We start from the raw sequence: 23,928 nt of genomic DNA on the forward strand, positions 1-23,928 counted from the left end.
TTATCTATTGGCGTTTCGTTGGTATAATAGAAAAGCTGACTAAAAGAAATGAGGAACGTATCCATGAACATAGAAGAAATGAAAAAACGACAGGAGAAGATTCGTAATTTCTCCATTATCGCCCATATCGACCATGGGAAATCAACACTGGCGGACCGTATTTTGGAACAAACCCATACGGTGACGTCACGAGAAATGCAAAACCAACTATTAGACTCCATGGATCTTGAACGTGAACGAGGAATCACAATCAAATTAAATGCCGTGGAACTTAACTATACCGCCAAAGACGGCGAAACCTACATCTTCCATTTGATCGACACCCCAGGGCACGTCGATTTCACCTATGAAGTTTCCCGCAGTTTGGCTGCTTGTGAAGGCGCCGTGCTCGTCGTTGATGCAGCTCAAGGGATCGAAGCACAGACATTGGCAAACGTCTACTTGGCGTTAGACAATGATTTAGAGATCCTACCAGTCATTAATAAAATAGACTTGCCAGCTGCCGATCCTGAGCGAGTACGAACAGAGATCGAAGATGTGATCGGTATCGATGCCAGTGAAGCTGTTTTAGCAAGTGCCAAAGCAGGTATTGGGATCGAAGACATTTTGGAACAAATCGTTGAGTATGTCCCAGCTCCCGCAGGTGATATTGAAGCACCGCTAAAAGCGTTGATCTTTGACTCCGTGTACGATTCCTATCGTGGGGTGGTCTTAAACGTCCGTATCATGGACGGGATGGTCAAACCTGGAGATAAAATCAAAATGATGAGCAATGGCAAGACCTTTGATGTTACGGAAGTTGGTGTCTTTTCACCAAAAGCCATTCAACGAGATGCGTTGATGGTGGGCGATGTTGGGTATATCACTGCTGCCATCAAGACCGTTAAAGATACCCAAGTCGGGGATACGGTGACATTAGCCAACAATCCAGCAGAAGAAGCCTTAGCTGGTTATCGTCAAATGAATCCGATGGTTTATTGCGGATTGTACCCAATCGATACTTCACGCTACAACGACCTTCGAGAAGCATTGGAAAAATTACAATTGAATGATGCAGCATTGCAATTTGAACCAGAAACCTCTCAAGCATTAGGATTTGGGTTCCGTTGCGGCTTCTTAGGCCTATTACACATGGATGTCGTGCAAGAACGGCTAGAACGTGAATTTAACCTTGAGTTGATTACGACTGCACCATCCGTAATCTATCACGTCAACAAGACAGATGGCTCAATGGTCGTCGTTGATAACCCAGCAGAATTTCCTGAACCAGTCACGATCGACAACGTGCAAGAGCCTTACGTCAAAGCACAAATCATGGTGCCTAATGATTACGTCGGTGCTGTAATGGAATTGTCCCAGCGCAAACGGGGAGACTTTGTCACGATGGATTACTTGGATGATTATCGAGTGAACGTCGTTTATGAGATCCCACTATCGGAAATCGTCTTTGATTTTTTTGATAAATTGAAATCCAGCACCAAAGGGTACGCATCACTCGATTACGAAATGTCTGGTTACCGAACTAGCAAGCTAGTGAAGATGGACATCTTGCTGAATACTGAAAAAGTCGATGCGTTAAGCTTTATCGTTCACCGTGACTTTGCTTATGAACGCGGTAAAGCCATCGTTGAAAAACTGAAAAAACTGATCCCACGACAACAATTTGAAGTACCGATCCAAGCAGCCATCGGACAAAAAATCGTTGCGCGTTCCGACATCAAAGCCTTGCGTAAAAACGTATTGGCGAAATGTTACGGCGGTGACGTTTCTCGAAAACGCAAACTCCTAGAGAAACAAAAAGAAGGGAAGAAGCGGATGAAACAAATCGGCTCCGTCGAAGTACCGCAAGAAGCCTTCATGGCCGTTCTGAAAATGGATGAGGACGAACCGAAGAAATAATCTGTTTTGACGGATGTCAGTAAGAGGAATAAAATGAAAGTACCTTCGAAAGAAGGTGCTTTTTTTAATAAAAGGAAAAATATAAAATGACCGAAGGGACATTCGTCGGTTGTTTAGTAGATAGTTTCAATCGATTGATGCGTGGCTTTTGATAGATTGAAGATCGGAGATGATTTGCGCATGAAGGCGTTGTATTTTAATGAATTCGGTGATTCAACTGTTTTAACATATGGGGATTTGCCGGATCCCATCATTCATGAAAATGAGCTATTGGTAGAAATGGTGTATATTGGGTTGAATTATGCTGATATTTATCGGAGAAAGGGCACCTATCATATTGAATCCCGAGAGCCTCTTATTAATGGCTATGAAGGGGTAGGGAGGATTATTCAAAAAGGAACATCTGTCTCCAAGTTTCAGCTAGGGGAAACGATTCTTTTTGTGGATGTTCCTTTTGCTAATGCAGAATTGGTGGCTGTTTCTGAGGAAAATGCCATCCGTATCCCATCAGGTATACCACCTAAATTAGCAGCCAGTATTGGTCTGCAAGGGTTGACAGCTGATTTTTTGCTCATGATCTTGGCAATAATGTGAATCATAGTAAGGTCTTCGTCCATGGGATAAGTGGTGGCGTCGGACAAATTTTATCGCAATTATTAACCGCAGATGGTTTAGAAGTGTATGGCGTCACGTCTACGGAAGAAAAGCGGCAACTGGCTTTAGACCAAGGCGCAAAACAAGTCTTTTTAAGAAATACAGAATGGCAAGATACCTACACTTCTTTCTTTGATACCGTTTATGATGGCATTGGGCATACATTAGCCGAAAGTGTCGACTTGCTCAAAAATAGAGGGAAGGTTGTCTTTTTTGGAATGGCCGGCGGAAATCCGCCAGCGATCGACTTTATTCCCTTGCTATCTAAATCAAAAAGTATTTTGACAGGAGATCTCTGGGATTACTTGACAAGTTTTCAAGAGCGGGAGAGAAGAAGCTCTCGATTGTTTGACTACTTTAGCAAGGATCAAATGAAAATCAGTCAACCAACCATTTTTTCATTAGCTGACGGAAAAGCTGCCCATGATTATTTAGAATCTGGAAAAAGTATCGGTAAAATTCTGCTGCAACCATAAGAAGGTAAAAAACTAGATGTTTTTATTGCAAACGATACACCGAATGTTTGATGTTTCACTAAGGCATTTTTTATATAATCGATATTTCTCTTATGATACATCTTTAAGGATAAAAATAAATGTAAAATGAAAAGAATATTGCAAAGAAATTATAGTTTTTATCTATTCAGTGAGAATAAGATAAAACTTTGTGATACACAGTACATTTAATTTGAAAATATTTAATTACAGCAGTAAGATAAATATATCAAATACTTAAGGAGTGATATCTATGACAAACTATGAAGAAAAGGAAGCAAAAGCATTGGTAAAGATTGCAGAGGTTCTTGATAAGTTAGATGAAAATTTAGCTGAATTAGACACACTAGATGCAGATGCAAAAAAACATAGTATGAAGAAATGGATCGTTGAGAAAAAAGCGATTCATGAAATCAAAAAGATCGCACACGAAGCCGGTAAGTATGAAAAGTACGATGAAAAAGCACTACAAAAAGAAATTGATGAAGTTGAGAAGTATATGTAATTGAAGAATAATAAGAAATTGTCACCATTATTCAGCAATTGAAATCTGAACTGATAAAAGCCAGATTTCAATTGAAGATATAGAATTGACAATGATCTCAATAAGCCCATGCTCTTATGAGTGTGGGCTTATTTGTGTCAGTCACAAGAAGTAGCTCTCTGAGAATAGTTGCGTTAAAAAACATGGGCCAAAATTTACTAATTGAAGGAATATTTAAGAAGATGCCAAAATTATTTTTCTTATTTTTGAAACGGTCTCCGCAACAGAGTAATGGGAAATATCAATTTTTCTTGAACGCAATTCAGTATATTTTGGTAACCTATCCAGTGAACGCTGTAAATCAGATAGTGTTCGTTTCCCGGTGGTTATATCTCCTTCAAAGTTTTTCTGCAATTTTTCTGGCGAGGCAATTAATGAGAAGTGTTGCACGTCAATATCTTCCAATGCGATGCCGTTCAAGACTCGATCCACAATTTTTTGCTCATCCATAACCCAGCAAAAATAAATGACGTTGATCATAGAGTTATTGATAAAAGAGTTTAACAGAAAATGGATATTGTTGATCACCATATCCTTATTCTCTTCATTGACGATAAACGGATTCATCATCCAGCACCAATCCCCGTCAAGGTAAACAGACTGCTTTGTTTGTTTGGATTGTTCTTCAGTTATAGTTGATTTACCAATTCCCATCGTACCACTGATCAATATAAGCTTTTTCATCAGACTACCGCCAGCTTTCATATAAAAAGTATTTTTTTCTCAATCCAAAAACGTGTTTAGATTTTTAACTGTGATCCAACCATTCTCTTTCCACAGCCCAATCTCTTCAGAGCAAGCTACTTTTTCACTCGGTTCCTCATGCAAAAACAATTGGATTTTCTGTCCGTTCAGTAGTTTTCGAGTCAAAGCAAAGGTTGCTTCCGCAAAGCCAGCTGCACCGATATAACCACAGATACCATTTTTTTCTTTGTTATACAAATAAAAAATCTCGGCTTTTTCTATGTCTTTATAAAAGTCTACGAATAAGGTTGGAAACTGAGTAGAAAGATCGTCCGTGGCTTTTGGATAATTGATCACCTGATGACCATTTTCAGTAAGTGTATTCGTCAGTTCTTCAAAATCCTTTTGAAAAGCGATACTTCCAGAAATAATTATTTTTGACATGCTATGGCTCCTTGTCGTTGATTTACTTCATTATATCAGGATGAAGGTGCTAAGCGAGGGAAATTTTAGCTAACTTGTATCGCCAATCTAGTAATGGGAAGGACGAAATTATTGATTGAATTAAAGTAATCTATCTATGAGAGACGTGTTTACTTAAAAGAAGACGATTAAAACCACAATACGAAAAAAGTCTGTTTTTTTAATTTTTTCATCGATTTTCTCTATTTTTTTTGGGAAAGGTTTCGTTTATTCTATACTTGTAAACGATCTCAAAGTGTTTAGATGGGGATTATTAGAATGATTTTTAGAATGTGGTCCTATTTTTTCTAAGAGCGAATTGACTATCAAGTTATAGATAGAATATTAGTTACAGTACAGTAGTTGGATTCTCATTAGAGTTAAAATAATGAAAGAAAAAGATGAAACGGGGGATTACATGGAAACAACATTTTTCATTTCGAAAAATACTTCTGTCACGTCAAAACAGTTGAAAAATGAAGTGATTGGACATGCTTGCAAGATCTTGCAGCGTGACATTTTAACCGTTGTGACAGACACGAGGAAGGCAAATGAAATTGAATTGGTTTTACTTGATGGAAAAAATGAAACGGATGCTTTTCATATACTTTTCGTATCGCCAGATAAAGTAAAAGTGTGTGCTGAAACACCGTTAGGATTAATGTATGGGGTTCTTGAAATCTCTCATAAAATTTTAGGTGTTCAACCCTTTTGGTATTTCATGGAGATTCCCCCAATAAAAAAGCCATTTATTGAATGGACAGGTTTTGACTTAACATTGCCTGATTTTGCAACGGACTATCGGGGCTGGTTCGTCAATGATGAGTTGCTGCTGGATCAATGGGAAGATAATGGTTCAAATGAATATGTATGGGAACGTATTTATGAAACATTGTTACGTTTAGGCGGAAATGTCATCATCCCTGGAACAGATAAGAACAGTCATAGACATCGAGAAAGTGCGCAAGCGATGGGGTTGATCTATACACATCATCATGCCGAGCCACTAGGCGCTGAGATGTTTGCTAGAAGGTATCCTGGTTTGAAGGCTTCATACGAGGAACATTTTGCGTTGTTTCAGGAATTATGGAAAAAAGCCCTACACGAGCAAAAAGGTACCAAGGTTATCTACACACTTGGTTTTCGCGGACAAGGGGATTGTCCTTTTTGGGTAGAAGATCTTGATCGACAGTGGTCAGCAGCGGAAAAAGCAGCAGTGATCAACGAAATCGTTCATCTGCAATATCATATGGTTAAAGAAGTCGATCCTCATGCAGTATGCTCAATGAACGTTTATGGGGAGATGACGGAATTATTTAATCTTGGCTTACTTGAGCTTCCAGATGATGTGATTGAGATTTGGGCGGATAATGGTTATGGCAAAATGGTTTCTCGTAGACAAGAAAATCACGATCCACGAGATGAAGTGTTAACAAACACATCAAAACCAAATCAATCAAGAGGAATCTATTATCACGTTGCCTTTCATGATTTACAAGCATCTAATTTCTTGACGATCTTGCCTAATAGCCCAGAATTTGTTTCTAGAGAGTTAATGGCGGTTAGAGAAGTCAAGATGGATAAGTTTGTCTTAGTCAATACAGGCAACATAAAACCGCATATTTTGTTCTTACAAGAAATAGCGAATTTCTGGCGAGCAGATTATCAGTTACGAACCAATCAAGAGATAATTTCAGAGCATGTAACACAATATTATCAAAATCAGCAAGAAGAGATCCAAGCTGTCTATGAAGCTTACTTTGAAGCGATTATTCGCTATGGAACACATGAGGATCAAACCGCTGGGGACGAGTTTGCCTGTTATTTGATTCGAAAAATTATTCAATCCTGGCTCAAGCAAGAAACAAAAATTCCGAGGATAGAATGGTTGACGGGTGATCGGAAAAACAAGGAGCAAGTCACAGAAATTTTCTCTATGGTAGGAGAAAAGATAGCAGCCTGGGAGAATCTATTGCTGAGATGCCAGCAGATTACATTAACCCTTCAGGATAAACATGCACAAAATGCTCACTTTTTTAATGATATTTACCTCTCAGTAGCCGTTCAATGCAAAACATTAAAAGCACTGCTCCATTTGTTAGACGCTTATCAGATGATTGATCGGGAAGAAATAGTCTTTGTATTTGTAAAAGTTTTCGATGCATTAGAAGAAATCCATCAACTAATTCAAATACTGAAGGAAAATCCTAGTGATACATGGTATGATTTTTATGAAAATGATGGCTATACCAACCTAACATTGACAAAAGAGATGATCAAAAGTCTGTTGTCTTACATTCGCATCATTGGCGATGGTCCAGATCAAGATCAGTGGGAGAGAAAATATATTATGGATCCCACTGAATCAAGAGTTATGTTGCTTTCAAATACTAAAAAAGCGCTGACGGATGAAAAGTTAGCAAGAAAAATCAGAGTAAGTTTTAGAAAAATTCCTAAATAATATTAAATTGAGATGAAACGCCATTCAAAAGTTAGACTAAATATCTTACTTTTGAATGGCGTTTCATCTAGTATGCAGTTTTTATTAGAATTCACTAGGCGTATCGTCCAATTCCAGCACCATATTATACCAAGCAACATTTGCATGTTGGGAATCTGACAGTCCTTCTAGTTGATAGCCATGCTTTTTGTAATATGGAATCAATGATTCTAAACAAGTTAAGGTGATTCCTTTTCTGTTTTGAAGACGACATTGTTCTTCGAGGACTGACAGTAGTTTACTGCCAATCTGACAGTTTCTATAATCAGGAGCGACAGCTAAGCTCAGAATACTTTGGTAGCCACCCAAAGGCTGATTAGGACAAGTACTTTCAAAGAGATCGTCAGAGAGATAACGTTTAGAAATAATGGGCCCTACAACATAGCCAATCGGACAATCCTTTTCATTTACTGCAACAATAAAACTGTCACATATTGTATGTATTCGATTCATCATCGCAGTTTTGGATGCTGCTTCATCAGCTGTAAATCCTGCATTTTCAATCTGCATGATTCGATCAATATCCTCTTCTTTTGGTGGTCTGAAGAAAATATTCATTCAATCACTCCCATCTTTATTCAAAAATAGTTTATCACATAATGATATATGACGTTTATATTTGAGAACGATAAAAATTTAGAGACTCAAAATTCCTAGTACAGAAACGTTGTCATACTTTCAATAAAATGAAACAAAAATAAGAATTAGTAGTTGTTAACTGAATGGGTTCTTATAAGAAAAAGTCAAATTAATGATAATAAATCGCAATTCTTCATTTTATTCTAACAAAATGACAATTTTCTTAGGTATTCATCACAAATTTATCACATTTCCAAGCTAAAGTTTGTTATTATCTGAAAATTTTCATCATTCAGATAAAAGCTTCTTCATTATGAGCAAATTTTTTATAGTTAGTTTATAGAAAACAGGACGAGCGTATGTGTTTTCGATCCAAGTTACACACCAATGCGTCTAATTTCTATATTTGCTGGTATGAAGAAGAGCGCAAAAAAAAATCCTTAAGTTACAGGGGACGAAATGGAGGATAACATGAAAAAAAGGAAAACAAGCTGGGCTCTCGTATTGTTAACAAGTCTGATGGTATTAGGTGCTTGTGGTAGTGGAGGCCAAGACCCAACAGATAGTTCGGGAGGGAATGTGTCAGGGGGAGCTAGTTCTGATCCTAATGTATTAGTGGTCGCATCAGGTGCGGATCCAGTGACATTAGATATCCATCAAACGAACGACCAAGCAACTACCAGGGTAGCAAGACAGATTTACGAAACACTGATCAAACAGACGAACGATCTTGAGTTAGTGCCAGGGTTAGCAACAGAGTGGGAAGAAATTGAAGAGAACCTTTATGAGTTCAAGTTGCGAGAAGATGTTGTCTTTCATAATGGGGAAGCGATGACAGCTTCTGATGTTGCCTACACCCTTCGACGGGCGGTTGACTCACCTTCGATCAGTCATATCATTGGTTCGATCGATCCTGATACGATCGAAGTGATCGATGATCATACGATCCATATCGGGACAAATGGTGCCTTCGGGCCTTTCTTGACTCATTTAGCACATCCTGCGGTTGGAATTTTGAGTGAGAAAGCTGTGGAAGAAGCTGGTGAAGATTATGGTATCAGCAGCGTTGTGGGAACGGGTCCCTTTGAATTTGTTGAATGGGCAACCGGTAGTCACGTGACGTTAGATCGATTTGACGATCACTGGGATGAGCCAGCGGGAATGGAAAGAATTGAGTTTCGGACAATTACAGATTCAAGTGTTCGTTTGATTGAACTAGAGTCAGGAACCGTCGATATTGTTTATGATATCGCTCCTTCTGATAATGAAAAAGTTGAAGAAAACGATGAATTGACTTTAATAGCGACAGAAAATTTAGGAACGGAATACCTGGGTTTCAACGTTCGAAATGATACACCATTGCAAGAAGTAGGGGTACGTCGCGCGATTGCCCATGCTATCGATGTCGAATCGATTATCCAAACGGTTCATATGGGGATCGGGACTCAAATGAGTGGACCGATCAACGAATTGGTTTTTGGATATAATGAAAACTTGGAAGCTACTCCTTATGACGTTGAATTAGCAAAAGAACTATTAGCAGAAGCTGGTTATCCAGATGGCGGGTTCTCCCTTTCGTTGTATGTCGGTGATAACAATCAAGAACGAATCCGTGTCTCGCAGGTTGTTTCCGCTGCTTTAGAAGAATTAGGTATCACTGTTGAGGTCAACCAAATGGAGTGGGGAGCATTTTTAGATGCTGCAGCAGCTGGTGAACCAGATATGTTCTTACTAGGTTGGACAACGATCACAACAGATGCTGACTATGGATTGTATCCACTGTTCCATTCAAGTAGCTTTGGCGAAGCTGGAAATCGTACGTTCTATCATAATGAACGGGTAGATGAATTACTTGATGCAGCTCGTAGCACTTCTGACCAAGAGGAACGCTTGGCCTATTATCACGAGGCGCAAGAGATTATCAATGATGAGATGCCATGGGTTTACTTACAAACCAGAGAAAATGTTTCAGGTATCCGCAACTGGGTGCAAGGGTTCGAACATCATCCAACTGGAAGTTACTTCTTAGATACGGTGTCAAAAAACTAAATTAGATTGAGAGTATAAAATAAAGAGCCGCAATGGCTCTTTATTTTGAGGAGATGAATAGATGTTCCAATATATTGTAAAACGAATTCTGTGGTTGTTTCCTATCCTGCTAGGCGTCTCTTTTATTGTATTTACGATTATGTATCTATCACCTGGAGGCCCTGTAACGATGGTGTTGGGGGAAGGAGCGACTCCTGAACAATATGAGGCTATGCGTGTGCAAATGGGACTTGATCGTAGTTTTATCGAACAATTTTTTCATTATATAAAAAATGTTGTCATCGAATTTGATCTTGGGAGATCGTATGTTTCTGGCCGGGTGGTCATGGATGAAATCCTAGTCCGTTTGCCCAACACAATCAAATTATCAGTATGGAGTGTGTTATTTGCCTCGCTGATTGGTATTCCACTGGGAGTGATCTCTGCTTCGAGACCTTATTCCAAGGTTGATAATTTCGTGATGTTTCTTTCACTGGTTGGGGTTTCTATGCCAACCTTTTGGCAGGCACTCCTTTTAATTATTCTTTTTACTTCTACCCTGGGCTGGTTGCCAGCATCTGGTTTTGATACTTGGCAGCAAATGATCATGCCAGTATTTGCATTGGCTTCCTCATCAATTGGCACGATCGCCCGGATCACAAGGTCGAGTATGATGGACGTTTTAGACCAAGATTATATTCGCACGGCAAAAGCCAAAGGAGTAAATGGTTCAAAGGTGACGTTCCATCATGCTTTAAGAAATGCCTTGATTCCCGTAGTGACAGTCATTGGTTTGCAGTTTGGGGCTTTATTAGGTGGGGCTGTATTGACCGAGACTGTTTTTAGTATCAATGGGATCGGGACATTGATGGTGAATGCGATCCGTACAAGAGACACAATGATCGTCCAAGGCGGCGTTTTATTTATTGCATTTATTTTTACGATGGTTAATCTATGTGTCGATATTCTCTATGCATATATCGATCCGCGAATTAAAACCTCATATGATTAAGGGAGGAACTCATGTTTTCTAGAAAAAAGGCCATTGCGAAAACGCAAGCACTTGCAGGCGTACCAGAAGGATCGAAACAAGAGATTTGGCTTTCCTTAAAAGCAAATCGCCGAGCAATGTTTGGGTTACTATTTATCACGTTACTGACGATTACTGCGATTTTTGCAGACTTTATAGCTCCCTATGGTATGCGGGAGCAAAATCTAGCCAATGCATTGCAATTTCCAAGTCGTTCTCATTGGTTTGGGACAGATGACTTGGGACGTGACGTATTGTCTCGTTTGATTTACGGCACGAGAATATCGCTGACTGTAAGCGTTTGTGCGGTGTTACTGGCACTCTTTTTTGGTGGTATCTTAGGTGTCTTATCCGGTTATTTCAGAGGGTGGATCGATACGCTGATTATGCGTTTTTGTGACATTTTACTATCCATCCCTTCCATTTTGTTGGCAATCGCCATCGTGGCTTCTTTGGGATCCAGTCTGCCGAACATGATCTTGGCGATCGGGTTGGCGAATATCCCCATTTTTGCTCGTATTATTCGGGCAAGTGTGATGGCGGTCAAAGAGAAGCAATTTATTGAAGCTGGAAAAGCGCTGGGCGCAAATAATGGATTGCTGATTTTTAAACACATCTTGCCAAATATCCTTTCACCAGTCATCGTGCATTCATCAATGGGCGTTGCCACAGCAATTTTATCTGCTGTTGGCTTAGGATTTATTGGCTTAGGTATGGAGGCTTCCGTTGCGGAATGGGGAACGATGTTAAATTTTGGACGAGGCTATATCCGAACACATCCCTACCTGACGATTTATCCAGGGATCGCGATCATGTTGACCATTTTATCCTTCAATTTGATCGGTGACGGAATCCGAGATGCCATCGATCCGAAGATGAGAGAGAGGTAAGCAGTTATGGACACGATCATGCGCGTCAAGAATCTACAAAAGTATTTTCCTGTGAAGAAGAAAAACTTTTTTGGGGTGGGAAAAGACTATGTGAAAGCAAATAAAGATCTTACGATCGATATATATGAAGGAGAAACATTAGGCATCGTCGGTGAAAGTGGCTGTGGAAAATCGACCTTTGGACGCACGATTATTCAGCTCCAACGACAAACCGGAGGCTCGACCCTTTACTATGGAGAGACGATCGAAGATTTCATGCCTCGTTACGTAAAAAAGTCTATCAACAACTGCCACAAAAGATGAAACAGTTTACTGATTCTGTCAATGAGCTCCAGTCGATCGAATCAAAACTCGCTACCGATTCAGCTGCTGATGTAGAAGCAACAACGGAACGGTTGCGTCTAAAGAAAATCGCTTTTGAAAATGAATATGGCAATACCCTACGATTAGTCGGAGGCTTGATTTTGCATGATGATCTACAAAAGGTCAGTAAGCTTCTTTCGTCTCGTTACGAAGCTGCAGCAAAAGTCGCCGCTAGCAAGCGGGCGTTAACATTTAATCAGCAAAAACAAGCAATGAATGGGGCAGTGGATCAATCAGAGCTCATAAATTTGGAAAAAACGATCGCTGAACAACAAAATGACTTAGCAGCTATTGATAAGCAAGTCGCACAACTAAAAAAAGATGTCATGAACAAAAAAGATTTTTCATACTATGAAGAGCAGCTTGATTCTGGCATCGATCTAGCTGCTTTGACTCAAAAGGAATCAAGAGTTTTACGAAAAGACCTGCAAATTATCTTTCAGGACCCTTACTCCTCACTAGATCCACGGTTAACAGTGGGTGATATTATTGGAGAAGGTTTGTTGATACACAAATTTTTTGCTAGTAAAAAGGACCCAAACTATGAAACCTATATTCTTGATATCATGGAAAAATGCGGGTTAAAGAAAGAATTTATTCATCGCTATCCGCATCAATTTTCTGGTGGACAACGACAACGAATCGGGATTGCTCGTGCCTTAGCTTTAAAGCCCAAATTCATTGTTTGCGATGAAGCTGTTTCAGCGTTAGATGTTTCGATTCAGTCACAGATCATCAATTTGCTTCATGATTTGCGGGAAGAACTCAATTTGACTTACTTGTTTATCACCCATGATCTTGGGGTCGTAAAATTTATTTCTGATCGGATCGGTGTGATGTATTTTGGGCATCTTGTAGAATTAGCTTCAGCTGAGACGATTTTTTCTAACCCGATCCATCCGTACACACGGCAATTATTAAATGCCATTCCAACGCTAGACGAAGAGTATCGCCCATGGGCTCTTGATGAAACCCATCCTGATTTGGTATTCAACTATTCAAAAGAAACTGATGCTGATCCAGATTGGGTAGAAGTCGAGCCGAATCATTTTGTGAAGTGTACGCGAAAATAGTTTTTTTAGAACATAGAAATTGAAACATGGTTGATGAGTCAATCAATCGAACCATAAGCATGATACGATTGGTTTAATGGGAAAAATCAAAAGGAGGTCCAGATGGATTTACTAGAAGTTGATAATCTGCATACGTATTTTGATACGAAACGGGGCACTGTCAAAGCTGTCAAAGGCGTTACTTTTTCATTAAAAAGAGGGAAGACATTAGGAATGGTTGGAGAAAGTGGGAGTGGCAAAAGTCAAACAGCCATGTCGATCCTTCAACTTTTTCAGCGAAATCAGTATATAGCGAAAGGGCAGATCCGTTTTGATGGAAAAAATATCCTCGAATTAAGCAAAAAAGAGCTTTTAAAAATTCGTGGGAATGATATTTCAATGATCTTTCAAGAGCCTATGACAAGTTTGAATCCGGTATTTACAATCAAAGCACAACTGACAGAAGCCTTGAAACTTCATCAGCACGTCGACAATAAGACGGCGACTTTACGGGCATATGAGCTGTTAGAAGCTGTCAAGATCACAGATCCTAAACGAGTAGCCAAGCAATATCCTCATCAGTTATCTGGAGGAATGAGTCAGCGGGTAATGATCGCAATGGCATTAGCCTGCAATCCGAAGCTATTGATTGCCGATGAACCGACTACCGCACTCGATGTGATCATCCAAGCAGAAATCCTTAAGTTAATGAATGAGTTAAAAGACAAGCTGGATACAAGTATTTTATTTATTACCCATGATTTGGGTGTCATTAGTAAAATGGCCGATGATGTGATCGTGATGCATGGGGGAAAAATCGTCGAGAGTGCCCCAATCAATGAGATATTCAAAAATGCTTACCATCCGTACACAAGGCGCTTACTTGCTGCATTTTTAAGAACCGACATTCGAAACAAGAAAACAGCGCCTGATGACTTTTACAGCAAGGAAAACAATGTTTTTGATTTCACCACATTTAAAACAGAAGAAACAGCGGACCCGGATTGGGTTCAGGTAGGAACAAATCATTTTGTCGCTGCCAGTTTGAGAAAAATCGATAACTAAATGAAGAAGTCGTAAAACAAAGCTTTGTTTACGACTTTTTTCAATATGCTGGGAAGGAAGACTTTTTGTGAGGAAGTTGTGAGAAAGATGTAAAAAATAGGGGAAGGTTTCCTCAAGAGCCTTGCCTTAAAGTCCACTTCAAGAATTATACTGGAACTACCAATTTTGGTGGAAAAAGAAAGGAGTAATTCAATGAACAAATGGACAAAAGGACTTTTTCTGACAATGCTTTTTCTAGCAGGATGCAGCAGTGATTCAATGAATGACGAGCCAGACATTGGTACAACAGAAACAAGTACTAGTGACACCATTACGCAACAAATGAGAGAAACAGGGATTGATGGGGATGCCGATATTTTGATCGCCTACTTCACAAGACCAGAAAATTTAGAGCATGAACCAGCAGTCGAAGCAGTTTCTGGAAGTAGTTTTAATGTAATCGATGACACCTTAGTAGGAGATGTCCAGGTGATAGCAGAAATGATTGCTGAACAGACAGGAGGTGCGTTGTTCTCGATTCAAACAGAAGTAGATTACCCTAACGTTTACGATGAACATACAGCTTTTGCGACTAGAGAGGTGGAAGAAGATGCCCGACCAACGTTGAAGGCTGACGTTGCCGAAATGACTGAAGTGGATGTTCTCTTTATCGGCTTTCCCGTTTGGTGGAACCGTGCCCCAAGAGCCGTTTTAACATTTCATGAAACCTATGATCTTACGGATAAACAAATCATTCCTTTTGCAACCCATGGGGGAAGTGGATTGAACAATAGTCAAAACGAACTTCAAACTTTGTATCCAGCGTATGACTTTCTTGAAGGCTTTGCAGCAAGAGCGGGAAGTGTTGAAGACGCTGAACCGAATCTGTTGAATTGGCTCGATGAACTAGGATATTAGCAAAATTCAAGTTTAGTATAGCCGTTTCTCAATTGGCTATATGTTCATGATGTACCACAAGCCGAAATAATCATAATATAATTATGGTAAACTAGTGCGGTTGATTTATGAATCATTTGGGATGAGTTGATGGATTAGAAGCAAGAGCTTCTTCTTCCCGAGAATAGTCAATTTTTCCGATTTATTCGTTCTAGGTTGACTACAATTCTGTTATTTCGGATAAGAAAGGTAGATCATGACCAAAGAGACGATGAAAAGAATCACACCAATAACCGACAATGGCAATACAGGACCATTCCACGGACGTTTGTTCAGCAACGCACGCACTCTAAAGATGAATCCTCCAAATCCGAGTAAAGCGATCGCTACACAAAATAAAAGAATTGATAAATTTAACATCATATTCCTCCAAATCATTGTATGAGGACTCATACCAAGATACTCATACATCCTACGCCAAAAGCCGTAAAAAGCAAGCAGCTGACAAAACTGTTCGTTTAAGCGAACAGTTTTTACATGTTGTTGACGAATCTTTTTACAATTCTGCAATTTCCTACGCTTTTTTAGCTAGATTCGCTGGAACAGTGATTCTTTGTTATCATAAGACTTGAAAAGGAGACTGGAGAGGGAGGTTCTCTTTTGTTTCGAACACCTTGAATGCAAAAGAAAAAAATGAGGAGGAGATTTTGTGGAAATTCGGTTATTAAAATATTTCTACACGATTGCGGAGGAAGGGACGATTTCTCAAGCTGCAGAAGTGCTCCACATCACACAACCGACATTGAGTCGACAATTAAAAGAATTAGAAGACGAGTTAGGGACGGCACTATTCACTCGTGATAATCGTAAAATGGTTTTAACGGAAGCGGGGCGTTTTTTTAAAAGCCGTGCGGAAGAGATTTTGAGTTTGACAGACCAGACAATGCAAGCGTTTGAAGATCGTAAAAAACATTTATTTAGCGGTCACTTCACGATTGGTTGTGTGGAAGCAGATAATTCCGATACGCTTTCCTTGATGTTGGAAGAATTTATCAATGATTATCCGGATGTTCGCTTTCATATTCATAGTGGTACCGGAGATGATATCAGCGATCGTCTGGAAAAAGGCTTGTTGGATCTAGCGATCTTGATCGAACCGATTGAAATCGAGAAGTATGAAAAAATCGTTCTACCACGAAAAGAAACATGGGGCTTTTTGACTTCGGCTGATTCTTTTCTTGCGCATAAAGAAGAAATTACACCCGAAGACATCAAAGGTGTGCCTTTATTGATCTCCAAGCGTCCAGAAGTACAGCAAATGTTCAGCCAATGGTCGAAGACACCAGTGGAAGAGTTGCCGATCGTGGGTACCTACAATTTAATATTCAATGTCTTTTCCTTAGTAGAAAACCATGTTGGTTCGGCACTGACTGTAAGTGGCGCTGTTGGTCAGCGAAGGAATGAGGCAATCAAGTTTCTGCCTTTAGTACCACAAATCGAGACCAGCTGTGTATTGGTTTGGAAAAAGAATCGTGTACTGTCGCCAGTCGTTATCGAGTTTATTCGACGATTTCGCGATTCCTTTCAATAATCTCAGTGTAAACATCAAAAGAAGCGGTGATATCCGCTTCTTTTTTGTATATCGAAACCAGCTATGCTTTGTAAGCATAAGGTCTTGTGTGAAAAAGCATTAGCCAATCCAACTCGATTGGCTTACCATTAAATCTATCAGGAAACAAAGAGTAGGAGGTGACACAATGGCGGCAATACTTGTTTGTTCACGAGCTGGTGAAAATCTGATTGAGGGACAGCTCAAAAAACTGGGCATAGGAAATACGCAGATTCTAGCAGAGAAGCTGTCAGAGCAGCTGCAATGCCCCCTTTATACTCTTGGCCCTGTGGAACCTTATCCTGAAAGTTATCGGGCGATGGTCGAACATGCAAAAAAAGAAAAAGCTGCTAATGATTTTCCCCGCTATCAAACAGTACCGTCTGCGTTTTTTAAAGAACGGATACTATTTGTTGGATTTCCCAACTGGTGGGGGACCTATCCGATGATCGTGGCGAGTTTTTTAAAAGACCATCATTTCGATGGGAAGATTATTTTTCCCTTTTGTACTCATGAAGGCTCAGGATTCGGCAATAGCCTAGAAGACTTTAAAAAAACTTGTCCTGAAGCCCTCATTTATCCTGGATTAGCCATCCGTGGTTCACGAGTGAATAAGGCGGATACTGCCATTCAAAATTGGGTGAGCCAGCATTTTATCATAATAGAAGAAGGAGTCGATCGATATGGTAAAGAAACAAACTGCAGGAAGAGATAATCTAGGGACATTTGCGCCGAAATTTGCGCAATTAAATGATGATGTGTTATTTGGTGAAGTTTGGTCACGTGAGGCAGAATTGGCTCCTCATACAAGAAGTTTATTAACGATATCTGCCTTGATTTCGGGTGGCAATTTTGAACAATTGACTGCCCATCTGACGATTGGCAAGGAAAACGGGATCACTGTAGAGGAAATTGCAGAAGTAATCACTCATCTGGCTTTCTATGTTGGCTGGCCCAAAGCTTGGTCTGCTTTTAACATCGCCAAAACGGTTTATCAAGAAGAGCTAGCTGAATTGGAGGAAAAATAAATGTCAGAACTCGATGCAGCAAAAGAAGCTGGAATCTTTTCATTAGGGAACACAAATGACGCCTATGCACAATATTTTAGCGGTCAGAGTTACTTGAATCCTTTAGTAGCTGATCCAGCGATTCCAGTCAACGTTGGCAATGTGACTTTTGAACCAGGTTGCCGCAACAATTGGCATCGGCATATTGATGGTGGGTATCAATTGTTGTTGGTGACTTCAGGAGAAGGCTGGTACCAAGAAGCAGGCAAGAAACCGCAAAAACTTACTGTTGGTGATGTCGTAGTCATCAAGGAAGGGGTCAAACATTGGCATGGTGCATCAAAAAATAGTTGGTTTGCCCATGTCGCGATTACTGCTGGTGCTTTAGAATGGTTAGAAGCAGTTAGTGATGAAGAATACGATCAATTGCCTGATGCATAAGCGATGATAAGGCAGCCGTACTGGAAGGCATGTAACAAATCTTATGGGGTCTCACCTGACTGGGGCAGCCAATAGTGTGGCGAGTCAAAAGAGATCGAAGTGATCAATGTGAATGAATGTACGGTCGAGCCGATGATTCAACCTTTGTAAATAGGAGAGAAAAAAGAAGCGTCCACTTGCACAGCTAACGTGCGAATGGACGCTTCTTTTTGTTTAGCCAAGATAAAATTCAATCAACGTTTTTGCAATTAGTTTTGTCATGGGATGACCTTTAGTAAAGCTTGATGCTAAATAGATCGTCCTTGATAAGGGGAAATCTGCTAGTTCACGTAAAACGAAAGGTGCCTCATCTTCATAGCCCCAAGTAATTTTAGGAAAGAACGTGATTCCTAGTCCTTGATTGATGAGGGAGCGCAACGTCGCCGGATCTTCCGTCGTTGAACCGATAGCCAAACTGATTTTTTTTGCTTCAAAAGCTTCGTCGATGGTTCTACGCAGCGGGCTGTTTTCAACCAGCATCAGCAAGGGCACGTGTTGGATATCGGCAACTTGCAAGTCTTTTTTTTCTGCCAAGGGATGCTTTTTGGGGATCGCCAGTAAGATGGGTTCCGTGAATATTGGCAGATTGGTCAAGCCGTTCTTTGGCTCAGAGGTAATGTAGAAGGCTTGTTCTTTGTTGGTCTCCTTACTGCCGTGCTGCTTGATCGAAAGTTGGATCTCAGGGTGCTTTTCAACGAATGTCGCCACCAAGTTGGGCAAGGAAACAGAAGCGACTTCAGAGTAAATCGTCACTGCAGGGACCATTTCTCCATTTAAGGCTTGGATCGCACTCATTCCTTCGTCGAAACGTGCTAACGTCTCAACGACATAGGGATAAAATTCTTCAGCATACATCGTCAACTCGATATGCCGACCGGCATGATAGAACAAAGGAACGCCTAGTTCACTTTCTAGGTGTTTCATGGCACGGCTCAAGGCAGGTTGTGAGATGTATAATTCTTGTGCAGATTGGGTAATATTTTTCGATTCGGCTACTTTTTTAAAGTAGCGTAAATGATCAAGGTTCATCAGATACTCCTCTTTCCATACCTTTTGGTTATGGATATTCACGAAACTGGTATTTTTTATTATAACAAACTTCCGTTATTATGACACAGGAAAGAGAAATTGTTTAGGAGGTGTTTCATGAGTACAGGTTTCTTATACCCAGGACAAGGCAGTCAGACCAGCAAGATGCTTGAGGACGTGCCTGCCAGTTATTTCCATCGGCTAGAACAGGCGACAGGCTTTGATTTACACCCTGTATCGGGGGGTCTCAAACAAGATACCGTCTCTATTCAGTTGGCCCTTTTAGTAAAAGCGGCTTTTTACACGGACCAGATGAAAGCATCTGGTGTGCAACCTCAGCTTGTGGCGGGGCATTCGATTGGCGCTTTTTCCGCTGCGTTAGCTTGTGAAAGCTTGAGTTTCGAAAATGCCGCTAGCTTGGTCTATCATCGGGCGACATTGATGAAAGAAGCCTATCCGACTGATTATGCCATGGGGGTACTGGTTGGTGTAACGAGAAGTGAAGCAGAAGCGCTCGTGGCAAAAACATTTGATCCTGCTGCTCCCGTCTATTTATCAAATGAAAATTTCCCCATGCAGCATACGATCTCTGGTCATATCAAAGGCTTGCGCAAGACGCTAGCTCAAGCGAAAGATTATCATGCGCAAACCGCCAAACTTTTAGCAGTGCCTGTCCCGTCCCATTGTGTGTTGATGGCAGAACCCGTGAAACGGTTTGCGCCATTTATGAACACGGTATTCCTTGATGTGCCTATCTGTCCGTACCTCAAAAATACGGATGGTCGGATGACCATGAACCCTGAAGAGATCCGTCGAGATTTGCTGCAAAATATTGCTTATCCGGTGCAGTGGAACAAGATCATGGATGTTGCCTACGAAGCAGGACTTGATTTGGCTCTTGAATTTCCTCCTGGCAATACCCTAACAAAACTGATCCAAGCAAAATTTGGTGAAAACAAAGCGATCCGTGTGATCAATTTGGATCAACATGGCTTGGATGATGCTTTATTCCTATATCAAAAATGGAGATGAATAGAATGGAAAAACCTGCAAGAAACTGGGCAAGTAAACGTGAAAAGAAGGCCCAAACCATGAAAAAAATCGAGCATCTTCTCGATGGAAAATATGTCCCAACGGAAGCGATCATTGAAGTCTTAGAACAGTTGATCCGTCCGGGAGACAAAGTGGTCCTTGAAGGCGACAATCAAAAACAAGCAAGCTTCCTATCAAAAAGCTTAGAACAAGTCGATGCTCAAAAAGTCAATAATTTGCATATGATCATGTCGAGTATCTCCCGTCCAGAACATTTGACGATATTTGAAAAAGGCATTGCAGCGAAAATCGATTTTTCTTATGCAGGCGCACAAAGTACGCGCGTTGCCCAAATGATTGAAGACAAAACTATGAAATTAGGGGACATTCATACGTATTTGGAATTATATGGTCGCTTATTTATCGACTTGATTCCGAATGTGGTCCTTGTGGCGGCGGACAAAGCCGATCGCCAAGGAAATCTTTATACAGGTTACAATACGGAAGAAACGCCAACGATCGTCGAAGCAGCAGCCTTTAAAGATGGGATTGTGATCGTCCAAGTTAATGAAGTGGTCGATCGTTTGCCGCGGGTCGACATTCCCAGCGATTGGATCGATGTCGTCGTGGTAGCAGACCAACCGTATCAATTAGAAGCCCTCTTTACGAGAGATCCACAGAACATTACGGAATTACAAATTTTGATGGCGATGATGGCATTAAAAGGAATCTATGCAGAACATGAAGTACAATCGTTGAATCATGGGATCGGTTTTAACACCGCTGCGATCGAGTTACTTTTACCAACCTATGGAGAAACGCTTGGAATCAAAGGAAAAGTAGCGAAAAACTGGGTCTTGAATCCTCATCCAACGATGATTCCAGCTATCGAATCTGGTTGGGTCGAAAGCATCCACAGTTTTGGTGGGGAAGTTGGTATGGAAAAATATATTGCCGCTCGACCCGATGTATTCTTTGTCGGAAAAGACGGCACGATGCGCAGCAATCGAGCATTATCACAAACTGCAGGTCAATATGCCATCGATATGTTTATCGGTTCGACCTTACAACTAGATTATCATGGAAATTCTTCTACAGTGACGAAAGGCCGCTTATCTGGGTTTGGTGGTGCACCAAATATGGGGCATAATCCGGGGGGCCGTCGACATTCGACTCCAGCTTGGCAATCCTTGCGGGATGAAACAGATCCTTTAGCAAAAGGACAAAAATTAGTCGTTCAAATGGTTGAAACGTATGCGTCCAATAAAAAACCTGTTTTTGTAGAAACGTTAGATGCGTTGGCTGTCCAAAAGCAAGCTGGTTTAGCCAATGCCCCAATTATGATCTATAGCGAAGATACGACGCATATCGTGACAGAAGAAGGCATCGCTTATCTTTATAAAGCAAACTCAAAAGAGGAAAAACAAGCAGCCATCGCAGCCATCGGCGGTGTAACTCCACTAGGAATGACCAGCACAAAAGCTTCTCTGGATGCCTTGCGCAAAGCGGGGATCGTGAAATTACCAGAAGACTTAGGGATCAAACGCAGTGATGCCAAACGATCATTGCTAGCAGCTCAAACCGTTGATGATTTGATCGAATGGTCCGATGGGTTGTACGAACCGCCAATGAAATTCAGAACGTGGTCTTAATAAGAGCAAGAGGAGAGAAGAAGAGATGGAAAAATTAGCTTATACGTATCAAACAACGAAACCAGTCACCAAAAAAGTCCATGTTGGCGTGGTGGGTTCTGGTGACTTGGAAATTCTGCTTTTTCCAACAGACAAACAAGAAACCACCGTTTCAGTTTGTACAGGAAGTGACGGCTTTGGCGATGTGTGGCAAAATGTCTTGACGCGTTTTTTTGAGCGCTATCCAATCAGTGCGCAAATAGTGATCAACGACTTTGGCGCCACTCCCGGTGTGGTTTACCTACGATTAACCCAAGCAATGGAGGAACTAGCAGATGAAGAATAGTTTTGTAGAATTAAATGCTCGAGAACGGGTGCACGCCTTATTGGATGCCAAGAGCGGTCGTGAATTGATCGATCCATTCGACCAAATGATCGCACCCAATCTGGTGGCTCAAGACATCGTGCCACAAAGCGATGATGGGATCGTTGTGTGTCGTGGAACGATTTCTGGAGAAAACGTAGTCGTGATCGCTATGGAAGGGAAATTCCAAGGTGGCGGGATCGGTGAAGTTTCTGGTGCTAAAATCATCGCTGCATTGACGCATGTGTTGGAAGAAAACCAAAAGGGCAATCCGATCACACCGATCATCATCCTCGATACTGGTGGGGTACGCCTCCAAGAAGCGAATTACGGCTTATTGTCGATCGCAGAAATCGGCAATTTGATCGTTGCAATAAAATCGTATGTGCCAGTGATTGGTTTAGTGCCAGGTCGGGTGGGTTCTTTTGGCGGTATGTCGATTACCTCAGCACTTATGAGTTACTTGATAGCGACGAAGAAAGCCCGTATCGGTTTGAACGGTCCTGAAGTCATCGAGCAAGAAGCTGGCGTGAGAGAATTTGATTCCAGTGATAAAGATTTGATTTGGAATACCATTGGCGCCAAACAACGTTTGGAAGCACAGATGATCGATGAACTAGTGACTGACAGTGTCGAATCGATCCAAGAAGCTGTGATTGCGGCGATGGTTGAAAAGAAAGACAGTCATCGCAGCGAAAAAAGTGGTTTTTATCTTTCTCTTTTAAACAAACTTGATCTATCAAAACCGCTGGCTATCGAGGCATTCAATAAGGCTATTGCAGCGCATAAAGCAACTGAAGTGGCACCTATTACTGTAACAGAAGGCCAAGAAGCTGCTGCTGACAGTATCGGTTATCATTGGTTTTCAGCATTGACGAATCTGCAGTTCCCAACCTCAACTAGTGCAACAGTCTATGCAGCTGCATCTGACCTTTTTACTGAAGAAGTCGTTGTTACAGCAATCGTGCCAAACCCAAATAATCCGATGTATCGGGTACGCAATGGAGAAGTTGGTTTAGTCGAAGGGTACGAGATGGGCCATCTGTTAGAAACTGTTTATCACGAAGACAAAGATAAAGCAATCAAACGGCCAATCGTTGCGGTCATCGATGTCCCTAGCCAAGCGTATGGCTATAATGAAGAATTGATTGGTATTCATGCAGCTTTAGCAAATAGTGCGGCAGCTTATGCCAAACTACGCCATGCGGGTCATCCAGTAATCGGTTTTATCGCTGGTAATGCGATCTCTGGGGCTTTCTTAGCGCATGGCTTGCAATCAAGTCGTCTGATCGCATTAAATAGTGAAAAGATCACTGTTCAAGCAATGTCAAAAGAAAGTGCAAGTCGAGTCACCAAACGGTCGATTGCAGCGATTGAAGCCGCGGCGGAAAAAGTACCAAGTATTGCTTATGATATCAAAAATTATACGAAACTTGGGGCAATCTTCACTTTCTTATCCTCCATTACGGATCAGTCTGTCACCTCTGAAAGCAAAGCGACTGTAATTGAAGCGATCAATGAGGCGATTGATGATGTGCGTAAAACGAATGACACGATGTTGACCAGTCGCTACACCAATCCGATCGCTAAAAAGAGCGGCCGGCTGGAAACGAATAACGTATTTGAAAAAATGAATGCAGAATGGAATGAGTAACG

Annotated in this window: 23 protein-coding genes and 1 pseudogene; 19 read left to right on the plus strand and 5 right to left on the minus strand. The window is 41.0% G+C overall.

The window, feature by feature from the left end:
* The first annotated feature begins 63 nt into the window (after positions 1-63).
* The 3 genes and pseudogenes from lepA to IGJ25_RS08855 all read left to right on the plus strand — a co-directional run bounded on the left by lepA (position 64) and on the right by IGJ25_RS08855 (position 3,552).
* A complete protein-coding gene (gene lepA, locus IGJ25_RS08845; RefSeq protein WP_074535928.1) occupies positions 64-1,899 on the plus strand; it encodes a translation elongation factor 4 in 1,836 nt (611 codons plus the stop codon).
* A gap of 180 nt (positions 1,900-2,079) precedes the next feature.
* Positions 2,080-3,029: pseudogene (locus IGJ25_RS08850) on the plus strand (zinc-binding dehydrogenase).
* A 271-nt stretch (positions 3,030-3,300) separates the two neighbouring features.
* Positions 3,301-3,552 (plus strand): hypothetical protein, encoded by a 252-nt coding sequence (locus IGJ25_RS08855; RefSeq protein ID WP_015509648.1) that lies wholly within the window; start codon positions 3,301-3,303, stop codon positions 3,550-3,552.
* Between the two features lie 213 nt (positions 3,553-3,765).
* Here the strand turns inward: IGJ25_RS08855 and IGJ25_RS08860 are convergent, their stop codons facing one another.
* Together IGJ25_RS08860 and IGJ25_RS08865 are read right to left on the minus strand one after the other, a co-directional pair.
* Complete coding sequence (locus IGJ25_RS08860) at positions 3,766-4,275, minus strand: AAA family ATPase (RefSeq protein ID WP_225000809.1); 510 nt, start codon at positions 4,273-4,275, stop codon at positions 3,766-3,768.
* A 39-nt stretch (positions 4,276-4,314) separates the two neighbouring features.
* Positions 4,315-4,719: a hypothetical protein gene (locus IGJ25_RS08865; protein ID WP_225000810.1), complete on the minus strand. Its 405-nt coding sequence runs from the start codon at positions 4,717-4,719 to the stop codon at positions 4,315-4,317.
* Positions 4,720-5,155: 436 nt separating this feature from the next.
* Between IGJ25_RS08865 and IGJ25_RS08870 the strand changes: the two genes are divergently transcribed.
* The gene (locus IGJ25_RS08870) at positions 5,156-7,198 is read left to right on the plus strand and encodes a glycosyl hydrolase 115 family protein (RefSeq protein ID WP_315975637.1); all 2,043 of its coding nucleotides are present in this window, start codon (positions 5,156-5,158) and stop codon (positions 7,196-7,198) included.
* Positions 7,199-7,282: 84 nt separating this feature from the next.
* On the opposite strand, the gene IGJ25_RS08875 is transcribed toward IGJ25_RS08870, so the two are convergent.
* Positions 7,283-7,795 carry a GNAT family N-acetyltransferase gene (locus IGJ25_RS08875; RefSeq protein ID WP_225000812.1) on the minus strand — a complete coding sequence of 171 codons (513 nt, stop codon included), beginning with the start codon at positions 7,793-7,795 and terminating at the stop codon, positions 7,283-7,285.
* Positions 7,796-8,287: 492 nt separating this feature from the next.
* Between IGJ25_RS08875 and IGJ25_RS08880 the strand changes: the two genes are divergently transcribed.
* The 7 genes from IGJ25_RS08880 (at position 8,288) to IGJ25_RS08910 (ending at position 15,141) form a co-directional block, all read left to right on the plus strand.
* Positions 8,288-9,865, plus strand: coding sequence for an ABC transporter substrate-binding protein (locus tag IGJ25_RS08880; RefSeq protein WP_438779250.1), 1,578 nt, complete (start codon positions 8,288-8,290; stop codon positions 9,863-9,865).
* A gap of 61 nt (positions 9,866-9,926) precedes the next feature.
* Complete coding sequence (locus tag IGJ25_RS08885; RefSeq protein WP_225000815.1) at positions 9,927-10,856, plus strand: ABC transporter permease; 930 nt, start codon at positions 9,927-9,929, stop codon at positions 10,854-10,856.
* A gap of 11 nt (positions 10,857-10,867) precedes the next feature.
* Positions 10,868-11,764 (plus strand): ABC transporter permease, encoded by an 897-nt coding sequence (locus IGJ25_RS08890; protein WP_413118775.1) that lies wholly within the window; start codon positions 10,868-10,870, stop codon positions 11,762-11,764.
* A 6-nt stretch (positions 11,765-11,770) separates the two neighbouring features.
* Complete coding sequence (locus IGJ25_RS08895) at positions 11,771-12,067, plus strand: ATP-binding cassette domain-containing protein (protein ID WP_318248580.1); 297 nt, start codon at positions 11,771-11,773, stop codon at positions 12,065-12,067.
* A complete protein-coding gene (locus tag IGJ25_RS08900) occupies positions 12,064-13,200 on the plus strand; it encodes an ATP-binding cassette domain-containing protein (protein ID WP_225000817.1) in 1,137 nt (378 codons plus the stop codon). Before IGJ25_RS08895 ends, IGJ25_RS08900 begins: the two co-directional genes overlap by 4 nt.
* 102 nt (positions 13,201-13,302) lie before the next feature.
* Positions 13,303-14,244: an ABC transporter ATP-binding protein gene (locus tag IGJ25_RS08905; RefSeq protein ID WP_225000818.1), complete on the plus strand. Its 942-nt coding sequence runs from the start codon at positions 13,303-13,305 to the stop codon at positions 14,242-14,244.
* 192 nt (positions 14,245-14,436) lie between these two features.
* Positions 14,437-15,141 carry a flavodoxin gene (locus IGJ25_RS08910; protein ID WP_225000819.1) on the plus strand — a complete coding sequence of 235 codons (705 nt, stop codon included), beginning with the start codon at positions 14,437-14,439 and terminating at the stop codon, positions 15,139-15,141.
* Positions 15,142-15,351: 210 nt separating this feature from the next.
* Here IGJ25_RS08910 and IGJ25_RS08915 read toward each other — a convergent pair whose 3' ends face one another.
* Complete coding sequence (locus IGJ25_RS08915; protein ID WP_225000820.1) at positions 15,352-15,540, minus strand: hypothetical protein; 189 nt, start codon at positions 15,538-15,540, stop codon at positions 15,352-15,354.
* A gap of 289 nt (positions 15,541-15,829) precedes the next feature.
* Here IGJ25_RS08915 and IGJ25_RS08920 point away from each other — a divergent pair, with 289 nt between their 5' ends.
* From IGJ25_RS08920 to IGJ25_RS08935, 4 genes are all read left to right on the plus strand, one after another.
* A complete protein-coding gene (locus IGJ25_RS08920) occupies positions 15,830-16,711 on the plus strand; it encodes a LysR family transcriptional regulator (RefSeq protein WP_005226043.1) in 882 nt (293 codons plus the stop codon).
* Between the two features lie 166 nt (positions 16,712-16,877).
* A complete protein-coding gene (locus IGJ25_RS08925) occupies positions 16,878-17,444 on the plus strand; it encodes a flavodoxin (protein WP_438779251.1) in 567 nt (188 codons plus the stop codon).
* Positions 17,413-17,757: a carboxymuconolactone decarboxylase family protein gene (locus tag IGJ25_RS08930; RefSeq protein ID WP_074535874.1), complete on the plus strand. Its 345-nt coding sequence runs from the start codon at positions 17,413-17,415 to the stop codon at positions 17,755-17,757. Before IGJ25_RS08925 ends, IGJ25_RS08930 begins: the two co-directional genes overlap by 32 nt.
* Entirely contained in the window at positions 17,758-18,177 is a 420-nt protein-coding gene (locus tag IGJ25_RS08935; RefSeq protein ID WP_225000822.1) for a cupin domain-containing protein, read from the plus strand. It begins immediately after the preceding gene.
* Positions 18,178-18,390: 213 nt separating this feature from the next.
* On the opposite strand, the gene IGJ25_RS08940 is transcribed toward IGJ25_RS08935, so the two are convergent.
* The gene (locus IGJ25_RS08940) at positions 18,391-19,245 is read right to left on the minus strand and encodes a LysR family transcriptional regulator (protein ID WP_225000823.1); all 855 of its coding nucleotides are present in this window, start codon (positions 19,243-19,245) and stop codon (positions 18,391-18,393) included.
* A 117-nt stretch (positions 19,246-19,362) separates the two neighbouring features.
* Between IGJ25_RS08940 and IGJ25_RS08945 the strand changes: the two genes are divergently transcribed.
* The 4 genes from IGJ25_RS08945 to mdcD are packed head-to-tail and all read left to right on the plus strand — an operon-like array spanning position 19,363 to position 23,926.
* Positions 19,363-20,277: an acyltransferase domain-containing protein gene (locus IGJ25_RS08945; RefSeq protein ID WP_225000824.1), complete on the plus strand. Its 915-nt coding sequence runs from the start codon at positions 19,363-19,365 to the stop codon at positions 20,275-20,277.
* A gap of 5 nt (positions 20,278-20,282) precedes the next feature.
* Positions 20,283-21,929: a malonate decarboxylase subunit alpha gene (gene mdcA / locus IGJ25_RS08950; RefSeq protein WP_438779252.1), complete on the plus strand. Its 1,647-nt coding sequence runs from the start codon at positions 20,283-20,285 to the stop codon at positions 21,927-21,929.
* A gap of 25 nt (positions 21,930-21,954) precedes the next feature.
* Positions 21,955-22,254 carry a malonate decarboxylase subunit delta gene (locus IGJ25_RS08955; protein ID WP_005226050.1) on the plus strand — a complete coding sequence of 100 codons (300 nt, stop codon included), beginning with the start codon at positions 21,955-21,957 and terminating at the stop codon, positions 22,252-22,254.
* The gene (gene mdcD, locus IGJ25_RS08960) at positions 22,244-23,926 is read left to right on the plus strand and encodes a biotin-independent malonate decarboxylase subunit beta (RefSeq protein WP_225000826.1); all 1,683 of its coding nucleotides are present in this window, start codon (positions 22,244-22,246) and stop codon (positions 23,924-23,926) included. Before IGJ25_RS08955 ends, mdcD begins: the two co-directional genes overlap by 11 nt.
* The last annotated feature ends 2 nt before the right edge of the window (positions 23,927-23,928 follow it).

The sequence above is a fragment of the Enterococcus sp. DIV0240d genome, assembly GCF_051711245.1.
Classification (GTDB): domain Bacteria; phylum Bacillota; class Bacilli; order Lactobacillales; family Enterococcaceae; genus Enterococcus_D; species Enterococcus_D casseliflavus.

Coding starts and splice junctions, on each gene's coding strand:
- mdcD (WP_225000826.1), top strand. CDS start 22,244: ATGAAGAATAGTTTTGTAGAATTAAATGCTCGAGAACGGGTGCACGCC.
- IGJ25_RS08935 (WP_225000822.1), top strand. CDS start 17,758: ATGTCAGAACTCGATGCAGCAAAAGAAGCTGGAATCTTTTCATTAGGG.
- IGJ25_RS08945 (WP_225000824.1), top strand. CDS start 19,363: ATGAGTACAGGTTTCTTATACCCAGGACAAGGCAGTCAGACCAGCAAG.
- IGJ25_RS08910 (WP_225000819.1), top strand. CDS start 14,437: ATGAACAAATGGACAAAAGGACTTTTTCTGACAATGCTTTTTCTAGCA.
- IGJ25_RS08860 (WP_225000809.1), bottom strand. CDS start 4,275: ATGAAAAAGCTTATATTGATCAGTGGTACGATGGGAATTGGTAAATCA.
- IGJ25_RS08855 (WP_015509648.1), top strand. CDS start 3,301: ATGACAAACTATGAAGAAAAGGAAGCAAAAGCATTGGTAAAGATTGCA.
- IGJ25_RS08930 (WP_074535874.1), top strand. CDS start 17,413: ATGGTAAAGAAACAAACTGCAGGAAGAGATAATCTAGGGACATTTGCG.
- IGJ25_RS08955 (WP_005226050.1), top strand. CDS start 21,955: ATGGAAAAATTAGCTTATACGTATCAAACAACGAAACCAGTCACCAAA.
- mdcA (WP_438779252.1), top strand. CDS start 20,283: ATGGAAAAACCTGCAAGAAACTGGGCAAGTAAACGTGAAAAGAAGGCC.
- IGJ25_RS08890 (WP_413118775.1), top strand. CDS start 10,868: ATGTTTTCTAGAAAAAAGGCCATTGCGAAAACGCAAGCACTTGCAGGC.
- lepA (WP_074535928.1), top strand. CDS start 64: ATGAACATAGAAGAAATGAAAAAACGACAGGAGAAGATTCGTAATTTC.
- IGJ25_RS08885 (WP_225000815.1), top strand. CDS start 9,927: ATGTTCCAATATATTGTAAAACGAATTCTGTGGTTGTTTCCTATCCTG.
- IGJ25_RS08905 (WP_225000818.1), top strand. CDS start 13,303: ATGGATTTACTAGAAGTTGATAATCTGCATACGTATTTTGATACGAAA.
- IGJ25_RS08900 (WP_225000817.1), top strand. CDS start 12,064: ATGAAACAGTTTACTGATTCTGTCAATGAGCTCCAGTCGATCGAATCA.
- IGJ25_RS08925 (WP_438779251.1), top strand. CDS start 16,878: ATGGCGGCAATACTTGTTTGTTCACGAGCTGGTGAAAATCTGATTGAG.
- IGJ25_RS08865 (WP_225000810.1), bottom strand. CDS start 4,719: ATGTCAAAAATAATTATTTCTGGAAGTATCGCTTTTCAAAAGGATTTT.
- IGJ25_RS08875 (WP_225000812.1), bottom strand. CDS start 7,795: ATGAATATTTTCTTCAGACCACCAAAAGAAGAGGATATTGATCGAATC.
- IGJ25_RS08915 (WP_225000820.1), bottom strand. CDS start 15,540: ATGTTAAATTTATCAATTCTTTTATTTTGTGTAGCGATCGCTTTACTC.
- IGJ25_RS08870 (WP_315975637.1), top strand. CDS start 5,156: ATGGAAACAACATTTTTCATTTCGAAAAATACTTCTGTCACGTCAAAA.
- IGJ25_RS08880 (WP_438779250.1), top strand. CDS start 8,288: ATGAAAAAAAGGAAAACAAGCTGGGCTCTCGTATTGTTAACAAGTCTG.
- IGJ25_RS08895 (WP_318248580.1), top strand. CDS start 11,771: ATGGACACGATCATGCGCGTCAAGAATCTACAAAAGTATTTTCCTGTG.
- IGJ25_RS08940 (WP_225000823.1), bottom strand. CDS start 19,245: ATGAACCTTGATCATTTACGCTACTTTAAAAAAGTAGCCGAATCGAAA.